Below are 15,744 nucleotides of genomic sequence, written 5' to 3' on the forward strand. Positions count from 1 at the left end.
ACTCCGACTAGATCGGAATCAGTACCCCCGACCGGATTCGAACCGGCGCTACTGCCTTGAGAGGGCAGCGTGCTAGGCCGCTACACAACGGGGGCTTGCGGATCGGAATCCGCTGGTGCAGATGAGCTCTGCGAGCTGGCCTACCTGGACTCGAACCAAGACTAACTGAACCAGAATCAGTCGTGCTGCCAATTACACCATAGGCCACTGGAACGCAAGCCCCTGAGGGGATCTTGTTCTAGCTGTGCGCCTGGGCTTCCGGCCTTCCGGCCCGCTTCCCGCGGCGCAGGAAGAACATTACCCGAAGGTGGACGGGGCTCCAAAACGAGTATCCGCGCCGAGCAGAGACGGCAGTTCGGCGAGGGACGCGATGCGGTGCGGGCCGACGGGCGGCTCGATCGTGGCGTACAGGCCGCCGCGGTCGATCCACACCGACAGCATCCCGGCGTCGGCGGCGCCCCGGCCGTCGATCTCCGGGTGATCGCCGACGTAGGCGACCTGGTGGGGTGGCAGGCCGAGGGACTCGCAGGCGGCGAGGAACGCGCCGGCCTCCGGTTTGGAGACGCCCAGCTCCGCCGCGCACAGGATCGCCTCGAAGCGGTCGTGGACGCCGAGGGTGCGCAGCTTGCGGTCCTGGACGTGCAGGCTGGAGTTGGAGAGCACGGCGTGCCGGTGGCTGGCGGCGAGCGCGTCGAGGACGGGCAGGACGTCCGGGAAGAGGGCCCAGGCCGCCTCGTAGTGGGTGATGTACCGCCGGTACCAGGCGTCGGCCTCGGCGTCGGTGAGGTCCCGGTCCGTGAACGCCCGTACCCGGTCGCGGCACTGGGCCTCCCAGGTGACCTCGCCGGCCGCGAAGCGGGCCCAGTGCCGGTCGGTGACCTCCCGCCAGCGGGCGAGGGCCTGCTCGACGGTCTCGCGGTCGTCGAGCAGGCCCTCGGCCGTCAGATGGGCGCGCATGCCGAGGCGGTCGGCGGTGGTGTAGTCGAAGAGGGTGTCGTCGACGTCCCAGACCACGGCTTGGATGCTCATGGTCCGACCGTACCCACGGCGGTGCGCTCTCAGCCCAGGGTGATGGTGCCGGAGAGCGTGAGGTCGGGTCCCTGGTCGTCGCGGGGGTGGGCGGTGAGTTTCCAGGTGCAGACGCCGCCCGTGGGGCCGCCGGTGTCGGTGGTGCCGTCCCAGGCGGGGCGTACGGCGGCTGCCGTGGAGGCGCCGGTCAGGGTGCGCAGGACCGCGCCGGAGGCGTTGGTGAGGGTCAGGGTCCAGGTGGACGGCTTGTTCAGCTGCCACACCGGTGACCAGGGGAACGACCTGCCGATCACGGACGGCGAGGGGACCTGGGCCTCCATCTGCGCGAGGGGGGAGGTGGGGACGCCGCTGGGGACGATCGAGACCTCGCCGTGGGCGCCGTCGAGGTGGGCGACGTGGCCGCCGAAGCGGTCGACGGCCCAGCGGCCGTTGCTGCCGCCGGTGTTCTGGTCCGTCGCCGGCAGCTCGACCAGGGTGCGGGTGGTGGCCGTGCCGGTGTGGAAGTCGGTGAGCAGCAGCTCGTGGGTGGTGCGTCTCTCGCGGAGCAGGAAGCCGTCGGCGAGACGGGCCGGGCCGTGGTCGGCCGGGACCGTGATCCTGCGGTTGGTGGCGCGGTCGAGGACGCCGGCGGTGCCGCCGCAGGTCCAGTAGAGCCACGTGTTGACGGCCTGGAGATCCGTCGGGGTGCAGGGGGCGCCGGTGGTGACGGTCGTGGTCGTGCCGGTCTTGAGGTTGCGGCCGGTGGCGGTGCCCTGGGTGCCGCCCGGGGTCCACAGCGTCTGTCCCCAGACCGCGGCGGCGGTGCGGTCGCGGGTGAGGACGGTCGTGCCGGTCGTGGCGCCGCGCGGGAAGTCGACGATCCGCTGCTTGCCGGAGCCGCCGTTGTAGAGCACGTAACGGCCGGTTCCGCCGGCGATGCGACCGCCGAAGTCGCCGTCCGTGGGCGCGTTGACGAGGGTGGTGGTGTCGAGGCCGAGGTCGACCACGGACTCCTCGCCGTCGGCGCCGGTGTGCAGGTGGCTGACCCGGCCGTCGCCCAGGGCCTCGAGCTGGGGGCAGGCGGCGTCGCCGCCGAGGCAGGTGGGGGCGCTCAGACCCGGGCCGCGCGGGGTCTGCGGGCCGGTGGGCCGGCCGCCGGCGTCCAGCTGGAAGCCGTTGTAGCGGAGCGAGCCGCCCGGGGTCGCCCCGTGCAGCAGCAGCTCGCCGCCGGCGGCGGCCAGCCCCTGGACCGCGGTCGCGGCGGCGGGGACCCGGGCGACTGTGGTGGTGGTGAGGCCGCCGTTGCCGGCGGGGGTGATGCGGTGGATGTTCCAGTCGAGGCTGGAGGGGCCTGCGGTGGCCAGGGCGCCGCCGTCCAGGGTCGGGCCGATCCCGCCGAACGACGACGTGAGCACGGTGGCGGTAGCGCCCGTGACGAGGGAGCGGGCGGTCAGCGCGGCCTCGGTGCCGCCCGCCACGAACATCGGGTTGCCGAGCAGGAGCTGGTCGCCGACGACCGCCTCCAGCTGCTCGCCGGTGCGGGTGAGGGCGGTGGGCTCGGTGCCGGGTTCGGCGTCCACCCGGATCGCCTTCCAGTCGGCGACGAGCCAGCGGTCGTTGAAGGCGAGCTGCGGGGTTCCCTCGTCGCTGGTGACGAGGGTGCGGAAGGAGCCGTCGGCCAGGTCGACCAGGCCCACCGCGGTCTTGCCGTCCAGGACGTACACGAGGGCCAGGCGGGCGACCGAGCCGCCGGTGCGGTAGGAGACGGGCCGGGCACCCGCGGGGACGCCGGTGACCGGGATGTCCTCGGTGCGGGAGCCGTCGGCGCTGCGCAGCACGTGCAGGGCGCCGGTGCCGTCCATGGTCAGCACGCTCCAGCCGACGGCGGCCCGGTAGGCCTGGCCGGTGGGGATGGTGACGGTGGCGGTCGCTCCGGTGGAGCGGTGCTTGTGCACGACGTTCTGGCCGTCGCGGGTGGTCATGACGTCGGTGCCGGTGGCCGGGTCGTCCGGGCCGGCGTGGGCGGGCGGGGTCGCGTCCGGGTAGTCCACCGTGGTGACCGAAGTGGTCCCCGGCCGGTACTGGAAGCCGGACGCACCGGCCCACGGGTAGTCGACGGTCACGCGCCGCTCGGTGACCAGGCGCACAGTGCCGACCGGTGCGTCGGCCGCGGGCGCCGCCTGCGCGGGTGCGGTCAGTACGGTGCAGGACAGGGCGACCACCCCGCCGACGGCCGTGTGGACAAGTCTTCGTGAACGGCTCATGTTCCCTTTCCCCGGCTACCAGGGCGCACACGCGCACCGTGTGCACACGCGGCATCCAACGCCCCTGCCGCGGACGGGAGTTGGCCGGAGGGGTGAACTCCGGGTGACGGCTGGACGGACACGGCGAGGGCGGCGCCCGAACCGGACGCCGCCCTCGGGGGAACCGTGTCGTTACGCGGCCAGCTTCGCCAGCGCCGCGTCGATCCGGGCCAGGGTCGTCTCCTTGCCCAGGATCTCCAGCGACTCGAACAGCGGCAGGCCGACCGTGCGGCCGGTGACGGCGACCCGGACCGGCGCCTGGGCCTTGCCGAGCTTGAGGCCGTGGGCCTCACCGGCGGTCAGGACGGCCTCCTTGAGCGACTCGGCGGAGGACCAGTCGGCCGCCTCCAGCTTCTCGCGGGCCGTGCGCAGCAGGGCGTCCGAGCCCTCCTTCATGGCCTTGTTCCAGCTGGCCTCGTCCTCCACCGGCTCCGGCAGGAACAGGAAGTCGACGTTGTCGGTGATCTCGGAGAGCACCTTGAGGCGGGTCTGCGCGTGCGGGGCGATGGCCTGCCACTTGGCCTCGTCGAAGGCCTCCGGGGTCCACGGGGCGAACGGAGCCTGGAGCCACGGGCGGCAGCGCTCGGTGAAGTCCTTCACGTCCAGCATGCGGATGTGGTCGCCGTTGATGGCCTCGCACTTCTTCAGGTCGAAGCGGGCCGGGTTCGGGTTCACGTCGGAGACGTCGAACGCGGCGATCATCTCGTCGATGGAGAAGACGTCCTGGTCGGCCGAGAGGGACCAGCCGAGCAGGGAGAGGTAGTTGAGCAGGCCCTCGGGCAGGAAGCCGCGCTCCCGGTAGAGGTTCAGGCTGGACTGCGGGTCGCGCTTGGAGAGCTTCTTGTTGCCCTCGCCCATCACGTACGGCAGGTGGCCGAAGGAGGGGATCTCCTTGGCGATGCCGAGCTCGATCAGCGCCTTGTACAGGGCGATCTGGCGGGGCGTGGAGGAGAGCAGGTCCTCGCCGCGCAGGACGTGGGTGATCTCCATCAGGGCGTCGTCGACCGGGTTGACCAGCGTGTACAGCGGGGCGCCGTTGGCCCGGACGATGCCGTAGTCCGGGACGTTCTCCGGGGTGAAGGTCAGCTCGCCGCGGACCAGGTCGGTGAAGGTGATCGTCTCGTCGGGCATCCGGAAGCGGACGATGGGCTCACGGCCCTGGGCCTTGTACTCCTCGACCTGGGCGTCGGTCAGCGCGCGGCAGTGGCCGTCGTAGCCGGACGGCCTGCCGGCGGCGCGGGCGGCCTCGCGGCGGGTGTCCAGCTCCTCCTGGGAGCAGTAGCAGTGGTAGGCGTGGCCGGCGTCGAGCAGCTTGGCCGCGACGTCCTTGTACAGGTCCATGCGCTGCGACTGGCGGTACGGCGCGTGCGGGCCGCCGACCTCGGGGCCCTCGTCCCAGTCGAAGCCCAGCCAGCGCATCGAGTCGAGCAGCTGGGCGTACGACTCCTCGGAGTCGCGGGCCGCGTCGGTGTCCTCGATGCGGAAGACCAGGGTGCCGCCGTGGTGCTTGGCGAACGCCCAGTTGAACAGGGCGGTGCGCACCAGGCCCACGTGGGGGTTACCGGTGGGCGAGGGGCAGAAACGGACGCGTACGGGGGAGCCGGGTGCGCTAGCCACGCTTGACAACCTTGTTGGTGAGAGTGCCGATGCCTTCGATGGTGACGGCGACCTCGTCGCCGACGTTCAGGGGGCCGACCCCAGCCGGGGTGCCCGTGAGGATCACGTCGCCGGGGAGCAGCGTCATGGCCTCGGAGATGTTGACGATCAGGTCCTCGATCGAGTGGATCATCTCGCTGGTGCGGCCGAGCTGGCGCTGCTGCCCGTTGACCGTGAGCTGGATGGTCAGGTCGGCCGGGTCCAGATCGGTCTCCACCCACGGGCCGAGGGGGCAGGAGCTGTCGAAGCCCTTGGCCCGGGCCCACTGCTTCTCGCGCTTCTGGACGTCGCGGGCGGTGATGTCGTTGGCGCAGGTGTAGCCGAAGATCACGTCCTTGACGCGTTCGCGCGGGACCTCGCGGCACATCCGGCCGATGACGACGGCCAGCTCGGCCTCGTGGTGCACCTCCTGGGAGAAGGAGGGGTACTGGATCTCGTCGCCGGGGCCGATCACCGAGGTGGACGGCTTGAAGAAGGCGAAGGGGGCCTCGGGCACCTCGTTGCCCAGCTCGCGCGCGTGCTCCGCGTAGTTGCGGCCGAAGGCCACGACCTTGCTGGGGAGCACCGGCGGCAGCAGTCTCACCTTGCCGACCGGCACCTTCGTGCCGGAGAGCTCGAAGTCCGCGAACGGGATGCCCTTGATGATGTCCAGGACGAGTTCGTCCTGCTTCTCGCCCTCGATGGCGCCGAAGGCGACGTTCCCGTCGATGGAGAATCTGGCGATGCGCACGGGATGCTTGGCCCCTTGACTGAAGCGGCTGGAGTCTGACGCTCCAGGCTAACGCGGGGAGGTGTCCCGGCCGTGCGCACGCACGAGGGGCGTCCCCGCCGCCGGGGGCGCCCCTCGGAGTTCGTCGCCCGCCGCGGTGAGCGTCCCGCGGCCGGCACGCGTATGTCCTGGTGTCACTCCGCGGCCGCGCCGGCCGCGACGGGGATCTCCATGAGGACGGTGCGCTTGGGGTTGGCGGTCTGGGTGGGCAGTTCGACGCGGTGCTCCGGCTGTTCCGGCGTCTGCAGTTCGTCGGCGCCGTCGAGGTGCGCCAGCGTCGTGCGCCGCGGGTTGGCGATCTTGTGGAACATCGTCGTCGTCTTCACTGTTTACTTGACCCTGTCCTGTGACGGGCGCCGCCAGGGTGCGAGAACCCCACCGGGCGCGGGTTGTCGGTTTTGCCTTCTCTGTAAAGCGTCAGGCTAAACATCGGATTCCCGGCCGAGCCGCACAGAGTTCACGATCAGGCTGTGAGTTTGCTCACGAACCACGGGTCGAATCGGGCATTCCAGACCCTCCCCCCAGTGCGACGAAGCGGACATTGCCCCCTTGAAGCCATCATTCCGCTCCTGATCATGGCGACTGGGACACCTGCCACCGCTCGACGACTCGCGGGCATATGACCGATATGAGCGAACTCCCTTTCTACGACCGGTGATCCGGCCCTCACGTGGTGTCACCTATGTCACGGCCTGGCCTACGAGCCTTGTTGGAGATCCTGTGCTGTGCTGGAATGCCACGGACCGCCGCGGGTATCGAGCCGGCGCACAGGGGGCGCACAGACGCGCCGAGTGGCGGTCAGAAGGGGGAACCAGCGCCGGTCACTCACGACCACCACGGGGGCGTACTCAGGGCGTCCCCAGAACGCCGACACCGTGCTCCGCCGTTCACACGACGGGGTGCCTGGTCCAGAGGTTGCGACGCTAGTGCAGGGACGTTTCAAGAGGGATGGCAACGCTTCGGCGGAGCCGGAGCCGCACGGCGGGACTGGCCCCATGAATGGCGGCCCCTCGCCCCAGCACGCCCAGAACCCGGGCCCGGCCGGTGACGGCGGTGAGCGCCCCGGGCGTCCCGGCGCGTCGGCCCCCTCGGGGCCCGCCAGCCCGGCCCCGGCCCTGAAGCCGCCGGCCGGTCCGACCGGTCCCGGCCCGCGAATAGCCCTGCGCAACTGGCGCATCTCCACCCGACTGGTGTCGCTGCTCGCGCTCCCGGTGGTCGCGGCCACCTCGCTGGGCGCGCTGCGTATCAACCAGTCCATGGACGACATCCAGCAGCTCGACAACATGAAGCTGCTGACGGACATGACCAAGCAGGCCACGGAGCTGTCGGCCGCGCTCCAGGAGGAGCGCGACCAGTCGGCGGGCCCGCTCGCGCACGGCGGCAAGGCCACGGACTTCACGGTCAAGGGGCTGCGCGAGAAGACCGACCGGGCGATGAACAACTTCCTCGACTCGTCCGAGGAGATCGACAGCGCGAGCAAGGACGGCAACCTCAAGGGCGTCCGCGAGTACCTCATCCAGATCGCCGGTGAGCTCGGCGACCTGGCCCAGATCCGCAAGGGCGCCTACGCCTCCGAGGGCAACTCCACGCAGACGATCGAGGCGTACCACCGTCTGATCGAGAACCTGATCGACCTCTCCCAGGACATGGCCGAGGCGACCAGCAACCCGGACATGATCCAGCGCACGCGTGCGCTGGCGGCGTTCTCCTCCGCCAAGGAGTACTCCTCGATCCAGCGCGCGGCCCTCGCCGCGGCGCTGCCCGCCAGCAACACCACGACCGGCAAGCTCTCCCCGAACGACCGGCTCTACGCCCAGTCCGCCCTGGAGAGCCAGAACTCCGAGATCCGCAGCTTCAAGAGCATCTACGGCGAGGACGCCGCCGCCGAGCTGCTGAAGCCGATCGAGGACGGCGGCAACTCCACGATCAAGGCCACCGACACCTACGCCGGCCGCGCCCTGATCTCCGCGAGCGGTCTCGCCCAGCAGGACAAGCGGTCCTACCGCGACTGGCTGGACGACAGCTCCACCAAGATCCAGCAGATGAAGAACATCGAGCACACCCTGCTCGAGGAGATGGAACAGAAGGCCCGCGAGCTGCGCAGCGCCACCGAGCGCGACGCGATCATCTCCGGTGCGCTGATCCTGATCGTGCTCGGTGTCTCGCTCGTCGGCGCCTTCGTCGTGGCCCGGTCCATGATCCGCTCGCTGCGCCGGCTGGAGGAGACCGCCACCAGGGTCGCCTCCGACCGTCTGCCCGAGCTGGTCAAGCAGCTGTCCGAGTCCGACCCGCAGGACGTCGACACGTCCGTGGAGTCGGTCGGTGTGCACTCCCGGGACGAGATCGGCCGGGTGGCCGCGGCCTTCGACGACGTGCACCGCGAGGCGGTCCGCCTCGCCGCCGAGCAGGCCCTGCTGCGGGGCAACGTCAACGCGATGTTCACCAACCTCTCGCGCCGCTCCCAGGGCCTCATCCAGCGTCAGCTGTCGCTCATCTCCGAACTGGAGTCCCGCGAGGCCGACCCGGACCAGCTGTCCTCGCTGTTCAAGCTCGACCACCTCGCCACGCGCATGCGCCGTAACGGCGAGAACCTCCTCGTCCTCGCCGGTGAGGAGCCCGGCCGGCGCTGGACCCGCCCGGTCCCGCTGGTGGACGTGCTCCGCGCCGCCGCCTCCGAGGTGGAGCAGTACGAGCGCATCGAGCTCGCCTCGGTGCCCACGACCGAGGTCGCCGGCCGCGTGGTCAACGACCTCGTGCACCTGCTCGCCGAGCTGCTGGAGAACGCGACCTCGTTCTCCTCGCCGCAGACCAAGGTCAAGGTCACCGGTCACGCCCTGCCCGACGGCCGGGTGCTGATCGAGATCCACGACACCGGTATCGGCCTTTCCCCCGAGGACCTCGCCGCGATCAACGAGCGGCTCGCCTCTCCCCCGACGGTGGACGTCTCCGTCTCCCGCCGCATGGGTCTGTTCGTGGTCGGCCGGCTGTCCCAGCGGCACGGCATCCGCATCCAGCTCCGCCCGTCCGACTCCGGTGGTACGACCGCGCTGGTCATGCTGCCCGTCGACGTCGCCCAGGGCGGCAGGAAGCCCCAGCCCAAGCAGGGCGGCCAGCCGCCGGTCGGCGGTGGCGGTCCGGCCGCCGCTCAGGCCGCGGCCGGTGCGGCGGCGGCCCGGCGGGCCGCCGCCGCCGGCCAGAACGGCGGCGCTCTCGGCGCCGGCGCCTCCGGTGGCGGTGTCTTCGGCGGCGCGTCCGGTGGCGGCCGGCTCGGTGCCGGCCAGGGCCCGCGGGCCGCGCTGCCGGGACGCGACGGCGACGGTGGCCGTCCGGCCGGTCAGGGCGGAGCGCGCGGACCGCAGGGTCCGGGCAACTCGATGTTCGAGCAGGGTCCGCCCGCGCAGGGCCGCCCGGCTCCGGCCGGTGCCGGGTTCGGTCAGGCGCCGGGTGCCCCGCAGGGCCTGCAGGCCGCGGGCACCAACGCGCCGCAGGACGCCTTCGGCGGTGGCCGGGGCCGGCCGCAGCAGGGCGGCAACGCCGAGCGGGGCAAGGGCCGTCGGCCGCAGCTGCCGCCGCGCGGTGGCCCGCGGGCCGAGCTGCCCGGCGGCGACCCGCAGCCGCGCGTGCCGAGCTGGAGCGACGAGAACGCCCAGCCGCAGGTGCCGCCCGCCTCGCTGGACACCCCCCGCGGCCACGAGGAGCCGGACGTCTCCCGGACGTCCGCCCTGCCGCGCGTCGACGACCGTCAGGGCCCCGGCGCGACGGCGGAGATGCCGGCCGTGCCGCGCGACGACGAGCGTCAGGGCCCGGCCGACTTCGGCGGCCCGCAGCACCAGGGCCAGTACGACCCGAACTCGGGCCAGTTCGTCCGGCCGGACGTCTTCGGCTCCTCGGCGGGCCGCCGCGACCCGTCCTCCGCGACGGGCCAGTTCCCGGCACCGCAGCAGGCCCCGCAGTCGTACGACAACGGCTCCACCGGTCAGTACCCGGCACCGCAGCAGGCTCCGCAGTCCTATGGCAACGGCACCACCGGGCAGTATCCGGCGCCCCGTCAGGACAACGGCACCACCGGGCAGTACCCGGCGCCGCGCCAGGACGCGACCGGCCAGTACCCCGCGCAGCGGCAGGACGACGGCTCCGGCCGTCCCCCGCTGCCCGGTCCGGCCACCCCGGCCGACCCGGCGGGCACGGGCCGGTTCGAGCGGCCGCAGGTCAACGGCGGCTCCGACTTCGCGGCACCGCGTCCGCCGGCGCCGCAGCGGCCCGTGCGGCAGGAGCCCGAGGCGCTGCCGCCGGCGACCGGCCCGGGCGACGGGCGTACGCCGCTGTACGACACGCTGGAGACCAACTGGTTCCACGGGCAGCAGGAGCAGCAGGAGCAGCAGCCGCAGAGCAACGGCTCGGCCCCGGCCGCTCCGCAGCAGCCGCAGGGGCCCACCGGCCCGCAGCGGTCCGCGTCCGCCGGCTGGCGCGCCTCCCCCAACGACGACCTCGTCCGCCAGGCCGAGCGCGTCCGTCAGCCCGCCGCAGGCGGGGTCACCACCTCCGGCCTGCCTCGCCGGGTGCCCCGGGCGAACCTCGTCCCGGGCACGGCTCAGCAGCAACCGCACCAGAGCGGTCCGCAGGTCTCGCGCGCCCCCGATGACGTGCGCGGCCGGCTGACCAATCTCCGTCGGGGTATCGCACAGGGTCGTCAAGCCGGATCCACCCAGACCGGCAGCTTCCCACGGCCCACTCACCAGCAGGAGCGTTAGTTGAGTCCGATGAGCCAGGCGGCACAGAACCTCAACTGGTTGATCACCAACTTCGTGGACAACACCCCAGGGGTGTCCCACACCGTCGTCGTGTCCGCCGACGGCCTCCTCCTGGCGATGTCGGAGGGCTTCCCGCGCGACCGCGCGGATCAGCTCGCGGCCGTCGCCTCGGGGCTGACGTCCCTGACGGCGGGCGCCTCCCGCATCTTCGAGGGCGGCGAGGTGGCCCAGACGGTCGTCGAGATGGAGCGGGGGTTCCTCTTCCTCATGTCCGTCTCGGACGGTTCGTCCCTGGCCGTCCTCGCGCACCCGGAGTGCGACATCGGCCTCGTCGGCTACGAGATGGCGCTCCTGGTCGACCGCGCGGGCGCGGTCCTCACCCCCGACCTGCGCGCCGAGCTGCAAGGCAGTCTGCTCCACTGATAGGCCCCGGCACCACCCGTCTCACCACATCACCGTCCGGCCGCCACACACCCCACACAGGCCTCGTCAGACGGCTTGATCTGACCGACTTGCTGTCCCGCCCGGAGGACCCATGACCCCGCCCACCGCCTCTCATGATCCGTACGCGGAGCCGTACGAGGACGAGGGCGACCAGCCGCTGGTACGGCCGTACGCCATGACCGGCGGCCGGACCCGGCCGCGCTATCAGCTCGCCATCGAGGCACTGATCAGTACGACCGCGGACCCCGCCGCGCTCATGGGCCTGCTCCCGGAGCACCAGCGGATCTGCCACCTGTGCCGTGAGGTCAAGTCGGTGGCCGAGGTCTCCGCCCTGCTCAACATGCCGCTGGGTGTGGCGCGCATCCTGGTCGCGGACCTCGCGGAGGCCGGTCTCGTCGCGATCCACCAGCCGGGCGGCGACGAGGCCACCGGTGCACCGGACGTGACACTGCTCGAAAGGGTGCTCAGTGGACTTCGCAAGCTCTGACGCGGGTCGTTCCACCACCTCTGCGAAGATCGTGGTGGCGGGCGGCTTCGGCGTGGGCAAGACCACGTTCGTGGGTGCCGTCTCGGAGATCAACCCGCTGCGCACCGAGGCCGTGATGACCTCGGCCAGTGCGGGGATCGACGACCTGACCCACACCGGGGACAAGACCACCACCACGGTGGCCATGGACTTCGGCCGTATCACCCTGGACCAGGACCTGATCCTGTACCTTTTCGGCACGCCGGGCCAGGACCGCTTCTGGTTCATGTGGGACGATCTGGTGCGCGGTGCCATCGGCGCGGTGGTGCTCGTGGACACCCGGCGCCTGGCGGACTGCTTCCCGGCGGTGGACTACTTCGAGAACAGCGGCCTGCCGTTCGTCATCGCCCTCAACGGCTTCGACGGCCAGCAGCCCTACACGCCCGACGAGGTGCGAGAGGCTCTGCAGATCGGTCCGGACACTCCGATCATCACGACCGACGCCCGGCACCGGGCCGACGCGAAGAGTGCGCTGATCACGCTGGTGGAGCACGCTCTGATGGCCCGGCTGAGGTAGCACCAATTTCGAGGCGCGATACGGCAGTTGTCGTAGACACACCGGAGCCGACTGTGTCCTTTGACACGGTCGGCCACGGTGTTCATAACGTTTCGGCAGAGAACTGGGGTGGTACGGCCACGCGTCGCGCACATCCGGTCTCGCTGTGCGCACGATCGCCCCGCCTTTTGGCGGGGCTCGCTCTTTATGACCGTTTTATCTGGGGCTTGCACCCCCTTGAATCCCTGCCCTCGACTGTTTGGAAGAGCGCAGGTCGTCGTGCTGGAATGCCTGAACTGCCCAATAGTCAATGACGTACTCGTCCTACGAGGACGTGATGGGGCTCTGAGACACTGCGGCACATGGTTGGTGCCGACCGCCGAGAGGTTGTTGGTCGAGTGAGGCGAAGCAAGAACAGTCCCGAGCCGTCGGCCCGGGGCAACTTCACCCCGCCGCCGCGCACAGCGGCGCCCGCCCCCGTGCCCGGTTCGGAGCCGACGGCCTCGCCCGCTCAGAGCGGTGGCCGTCTCTCGCCGCGCAACTGGCGTGTGGCGACCCGGCTGAACGCGATCCTGCTCATACCCGTGCTGGTCGGCCTCGTCATGGGCGGCTTCCAGGTGAAGAGCTCGATCGACACCTGGCAGGAGGCCGAGGACGCCGAGAACACCGCGCGCCTGGTCCGCGCCTCGCTGCTGTACGCCAACGCCCTCTACAACGAGCGTGACGCCTCGGCCGCCCCCCTGCTGAAGGGCAGCGCCCAGACCGCCCAGGACAAGGCGACCGTCACCCAGGTCCGCAAGGCCACCGACGAGGCCGCCGACGCCTTCGACGCCGCCGCCCAGAACATGCCGGCCAAGCCCGGCCTGGAGCGCCGGCTGAAGCTGTTCCGCGAGGCCGAGCCCAAGCTGCAGACTTTGCGCCAGGTCGCCTACACCTCCAAGCTCAAGGGCGTCCAGACCGAAGAGGGCTACGTCGAGGTCGCCCACCCGCTGACCGAGTTCGCCAACGAGCTGGGCCTCGGCACCGGCAACATCACCAGCTACGGCCGGACCGTGTACGCCATCGAGCTCACCAAGGCGGCCCTGTCGCTGCAGCGCTCGATCGGCATGCACATCCTGGTCAAGCCGGGCCCGGACGACGGCAACCTGGCAAGCCAGCGCGTCGCCCTGTCCTCGTACGCCTACCTCGAGCGCATCGCCGTGCAGGAGTACATCGGCGGTGGCACCGAGCAGGACGCGGCCAAGCTCAAGGAGGCCGAGGCCAAGCTCAAGGCCGACGGCGCCGCGATGGCCCGCGAGGCCAAGGCCAAGAACCCGGACTACGTCCCCCCGCCGGCCAACCCGACGACGATGATCTCGGCCGTCGCGACGCTGCAGAGCACCGACCCGAGCGCCCGCGCCGCCCTCGCCGAGAAGGGCATCACCGCCGAGAACTGGTGGGCGGTCAACACCCTCAAGTTCAACGCGTACGAGAAGATCGAGACGGACCTGGCCGACAAGGCCGTGAGCGAAGCGTCCGACATCGCCGACAGCGCCCAGCGCGACGCCTACATCACCGGTGCCGCCGTCGTCGTCGCCCTGCTCCTGGCGTTCATCCTGGCCGGTGCGGTCGCCCGCCAGATGAGCCGCTCGATGCGCCAGCTGCGCAACGCCGCCTTCGGCATCGCCGAGCAGCGCCTGCCGATGCTGGTCGACCAGCTCTCGCGCACCGACCCGGGCCGCGTCGACACCCGCGTCCAGGCGATCCCGATCACCACCACGGACGAGATCGGCGAGGTCGCCCGCGCCTTCGACCAGGTCCACCGCGAGGCCGTCCGGCTCGCCGCCGAGCAGGCCCTGCTGCGGGGCAACATCAACGCGATCTTCACCAACCTCTCGCGCCGCAACCAGTCGCTGATCGAGGGCCAGCTGACCCTGATCACCGACCTGGAGAACAACGAGGCCGACCCCGACCAGCTGGAGAACCTCTTCAAGCTGGACCACCTGGCGACCCGTATGCGCCGCAACGGCGAGAACCTCCTGGTCCTCGCCGGCGAGGAGCCCGGCCGACGCTGGGACCAGCCGGTGCCGCTGGTCGACGTGCTGCGCGCCGCCTCCTCCGAGGTGGAGCAGTACGAGCGCATCGAGCTGTCGGGCGTGCCCGAGGCCGAGATCCACGGCCGGGCCGTGACCGACCTCGTGCACCTGCTCGCCGAGCTGCTGGAGAACGCCACCACGTTCTCCTCCCCGCAGACCAAGGTCCGCGTCACCGCGACCCGGCTGCCCGACGGCCGCGTGATGATCGAGATCCACGACAAGGGCATCGGCCTGACCGCCGAGGACTTCGCCGACATCAACCACAAGCTGGCCAACCCGCCGACCGTGGACGTCGCGATCTCGCAGCGCATGGGCCTGTTCGTGGTCGGCCGGCTGTCCGACCGGCACGGCATCCGCGTCCAGCTGCGCCCCTCGGGCGAGCAGGCCGGCACCACCTCGCTGGTCATGCTGCCCGACGCGATCACGCACGGCGGTGGCGGCGAGAGCCACGTGGACCGCGACGAGTTCACGGTCTCGCAGATCATCCCGGAGCAGAACTTCGGCGGCGAGAACTTCGGCCAGCCCATGCGCACCGCCGCGGAGCTCGGCTTCGACGACAGCCGTTACTCGGACGTCCCCGACGACATACGCGAGCTGGACCCCGTCGGCCGCTCCCTGATGCGCGAGGAGCGCCGGGCGGCCCTGGAGGCCCAGTCCCAGGGTGAGCAGCCCGCCCTGCCCGGCCAGAACGCCCAGGAGCAGGCCGAGGCGCCCGCGTACCAGGAGGAGTTCAACGGGCAGCAGGGCTACGGGCAGAACTACGACACCGGCCAGAGCGGCTACCCGGAGCAGCAGCCCGCCTCCTACGACGGCCGGCAGGCCTACGAGGAGCAGCAGGCGCCGTACGAGGAGCCGCAGCAGGCGCCGTACGAGGCTCAGCGGCAGGCGGCGTACGAGGAGCCGCAGCGGGCGGCGTACGACGAGCAGTACTACGCGCCGAACGGTGGCCTGCCGCAGAACGACACCTTCTCGCCGAACGGCGGCTACCCGGATCCCGCCTATGCGGAGCCTGCCCGGGAGGAGTCCGCGGGGCAGGGCGCGGGCGTGCCCGACAGCTTCCCGGCGTTCGAGCAGCGGCGCCACCAGGACGACTGGCCGCAGCAGGACGGCTACCAGAACGGCTATCCGAACCAGTACCCTTCTCAGGCCCAGGAAACGGAATCTGCGCAGGCCGCTGACGCGAGTGAGCAGGACCGCGTAGGCTTCGAGCGTCCGGGACCGGCCCCCTCCGCCGCCCACGCGCTGACCGACGCCGGGCTTCCCCGCCGCGGAGCCACCGCCGGCGGTACGAACGGCACGGGTGGCGCACGGCACGCGAGCCAGGAGCCGCCGGCCTCCACGCAGGAGAGCAACGGCGACAGCGACTGGCGCTCGGCCAACGACGAGCGGTGGCAGCAGGCCTCGCAGCTCCGGAAGCCGAAGGCGGGCGGGGTCACCTCCTCCGGCCTGCCGAGGCGGGTTCCCAAGGCCAACCTGATCGAGGGGTCCGCCGAGAGCACTCCCCAGGGAGGCCCACAGGTCTCCCGCGCCCCGGAGGACGTCCGGGGCAGGCTGAGCAACCTGCGCCGGGGTGTCCAACGCGGACGCAGCGCAGGCAGTGAAACGAACGGCCAGGGCTTCGGTCCTGACAGCACCTACAACCAGGAGCGTTAGTGTGAGCCCGATGAGCCAGGCGGCACAGAACCTGAACTGGTTGATCACCAACTTCGTGGACAA

The 15,744-nt window shown here is 71.4% G+C and carries 10 protein-coding genes, 2 tRNA genes and 1 pseudogene; 6 read left to right on the top strand and 7 right to left on the bottom strand.

The window, feature by feature from the left end; genetic code table 11:
• Positions 1–22: 22 nt before the first annotated feature.
• The 7 genes from RIN80_RS09920 to RIN80_RS09950 all read right to left on the bottom strand — a co-directional run bounded on the left by RIN80_RS09920 (position 23) and on the right by RIN80_RS09950 (position 6,062).
• Positions 23–95: transfer RNA gene (locus RIN80_RS09920), tRNA-Glu, on the bottom strand.
• 40 nt (positions 96–135) lie between these two features.
• Positions 136–207: transfer RNA gene (locus tag RIN80_RS09925), tRNA-Gln, on the bottom strand.
• A gap of 90 nt (positions 208–297) precedes the next feature.
• Complete coding sequence (locus RIN80_RS09930) at positions 298–1,029, bottom strand: HAD family hydrolase (protein ID WP_309095159.1); 732 nt, start codon at positions 1,027–1,029, stop codon at positions 298–300.
• Between the two features lie 29 nt (positions 1,030–1,058).
• Positions 1,059–3,272: a hypothetical protein gene (locus RIN80_RS09935; protein WP_309095160.1), complete on the bottom strand. Its 2,214-nt coding sequence runs from the start codon at positions 3,270–3,272 to the stop codon at positions 1,059–1,061.
• Between the two features lie 171 nt (positions 3,273–3,443).
• Positions 3,444–4,928, bottom strand: a complete 1,485-nt coding sequence (gene gltX, locus RIN80_RS09940) for a glutamate--tRNA ligase (protein WP_309095161.1) — start codon at positions 4,926–4,928, stop codon at positions 3,444–3,446.
• Complete coding sequence (locus RIN80_RS09945; RefSeq protein WP_309095162.1) at positions 4,921–5,697, bottom strand: fumarylacetoacetate hydrolase family protein; 777 nt, start codon at positions 5,695–5,697, stop codon at positions 4,921–4,923. The genes gltX and RIN80_RS09945 overlap by 8 nt, the downstream gene beginning before the upstream one ends.
• Before the next feature lie 173 nt (positions 5,698–5,870).
• The gene (locus RIN80_RS09950; RefSeq protein ID WP_309095167.1) at positions 5,871–6,062 is read right to left on the bottom strand and encodes a hypothetical protein; all 192 of its coding nucleotides are present in this window, start codon (positions 6,060–6,062) and stop codon (positions 5,871–5,873) included.
• Positions 6,063–6,662: 600 nt separating this feature from the next.
• Between RIN80_RS09950 and RIN80_RS09955 the strand changes: the two genes are divergently transcribed.
• From RIN80_RS09955 to RIN80_RS09980, 6 genes and pseudogenes are all read left to right on the top strand, one after another.
• Positions 6,663–10,487, top strand: a complete 3,825-nt coding sequence (locus RIN80_RS09955; RefSeq protein WP_309095163.1) for a nitrate- and nitrite sensing domain-containing protein — start codon at positions 6,663–6,665, stop codon at positions 10,485–10,487.
• Between the two features lie 9 nt (positions 10,488–10,496).
• Complete coding sequence (locus RIN80_RS09960; protein WP_030851929.1) at positions 10,497–10,910, top strand: roadblock/LC7 domain-containing protein; 414 nt, start codon at positions 10,497–10,499, stop codon at positions 10,908–10,910.
• A 112-nt stretch (positions 10,911–11,022) separates the two neighbouring features.
• Positions 11,023–11,418, top strand: a complete 396-nt coding sequence (locus RIN80_RS09965) for a DUF742 domain-containing protein (RefSeq protein WP_031121441.1) — start codon at positions 11,023–11,025, stop codon at positions 11,416–11,418.
• Positions 11,399–11,974 carry an ATP/GTP-binding protein gene (locus RIN80_RS09970; RefSeq protein ID WP_020271455.1) on the top strand — a complete coding sequence of 192 codons (576 nt, stop codon included), beginning with the start codon at positions 11,399–11,401 and terminating at the stop codon, positions 11,972–11,974. The genes RIN80_RS09965 and RIN80_RS09970 overlap by 20 nt, the downstream gene beginning before the upstream one ends.
• 377 nt (positions 11,975–12,351) lie before the next feature.
• Positions 12,352–15,681 carry a nitrate- and nitrite sensing domain-containing protein gene (locus RIN80_RS09975; RefSeq protein WP_309095164.1) on the top strand — a complete coding sequence of 1,110 codons (3,330 nt, stop codon included), beginning with the start codon at positions 12,352–12,354 and terminating at the stop codon, positions 15,679–15,681.
• Positions 15,653–15,744, top strand: a pseudogene (locus tag RIN80_RS09980) (roadblock/LC7 domain-containing protein); the annotation flags it as partial. The gene RIN80_RS09975 and the pseudogene RIN80_RS09980, both read left to right, overlap by 29 nt.

This window comes from Streptomyces sp., from assembly GCF_031181705.1.
Taxonomy (GTDB): Bacteria; Actinomycetota; Actinomycetes; order Streptomycetales; family Streptomycetaceae; genus Streptomyces.